The organism is Roseateles sp. P5_B10 (assembly GCF_056400485.1).
Window position 1 is genome coordinate 1 of sequence record NZ_JBFULE010001148.1, and the last position, 1,300, is coordinate 1,300.

Annotated in this window: 1 protein-coding gene and 1 pseudogene; both read left to right on the forward strand. The window is 68.6% G+C overall.

Features of this window, described 5'->3' with window-relative positions; genetic code table 11:
* A partial coding sequence (locus AC1DU6_RS31610) for a YcnI family copper-binding membrane protein (RefSeq protein ID WP_477862130.1) occupies positions 1-467 on the forward strand: 467 nt, incomplete at its 5' end.
* A gap of 375 nt (positions 468-842) precedes the next feature.
* Positions 843-1,300, forward strand: a pseudogene (locus tag AC1DU6_RS31615) (hypothetical protein); the annotation flags it as partial.

Below are 1,300 nucleotides of genomic sequence, written 5' to 3' on the forward strand. Positions count from 1 at the left end.
CGCTGGAGCAGCCCGAGGCCCCGGCCGGCAGCAGCTACCGCGCCGTCTTCAAGGTCGGGCACGGCTGCGAGGGCGGCGCGGCGACGAAGGAAATCGTCGTGACCCTGCCTGAGGGCTTGCGCGGCGCCAAGCCCATGCCCAAAGCCGGCTGGACGCTGACCACCAAGCAGCGGCCGCTGAAAGTCCCCTACGACAGCCATGGCAAGGCCGTCACCGACGAACTGGCCGAGGCACGCTGGGTGGCCAATGGCGAGGCCAACTATGTGCAGGACGCCTGGTACGACGAGTTCGTGCTGCGCGTGTCCCTGCCAGCCGAGCCGGGCGAACTGGCCTTTGCCGTGCGCCAGGTCTGCACCCAGGGCGAATGGAACTGGGCCGAGCTGCCGAGCGCCGCCAACCCCAAGCCACGTGCACCGGCTGTCAGGTTGAAGGTGCTGCCCGCCCGTACCGAGGCTCACAGTCACTGAGCCGAAAAAGCCCGGTCGACCCCGGCTGATCGCGGCTTTGTTTTCAGATCGCTGCGCCGATGATTCAGCCCGTCACCAGTGCATGGCCCCCGGCAACGTTGCGGCCCCTGGCGAGGCGGCACGCGAGCCGCCCGCGACCATGAAAGCATGAGATTCGGGCCCGACTGCGTCACCTCCCGGTGTCGCCCTGCCAGGCCACCTGCGCTGTGATCCACGCCGCAGCCCCACGCCCCTCCGGGGTGCGTCCCGGGCGGCGTGAAGCGCTCTTTCGCCCCGAACGGCCTTGGCCGCTCGGGGCTTTACTTTGCCTGCATGCAAACGCCACTCGGCGTGCGCGGCGGCCTTCTGGGAACTGACCGGTAGCATCGCCACCTGTTGCAGCAGCAGGAGTTCTTCATGACAGTGCTCGCTCGATTCTGCGCGGCACTGTGGTTTGCGGTGGGGGTGCAGGCTGCGGCAGCCGTCGAGGTCGTGCGCATTCCGCGCCCCGAGGTTCGGGAAGACCGCCGGTCGGTCTACGCCGATCAATTGCTGGCGCTGGCGTTGGCGCGCTGCGGCACCGAGTACCGGATCGAGCATGCGGGTGTCACCATGAACCAGGAGCGCCAGGTCCTTGAGCTGGAGGCGGGGCGCATGATCGACGTGGCGCCCATTCCCGCCTCGCCCGAGCGCGAAGCCCGCCTGCTGGCGATCCGCATCCCCGTCAATCGCGGCATGCTCGGTTGGCGGGTTGGCCTCATCCGGCGCGGAGATCAGGCACGCTTTGGGTCGCTCAACTCACTGCAGCAGCTTCAGCAACTGCGGGTAGGCCAAGGCCAGAGCTGGCCGGACAC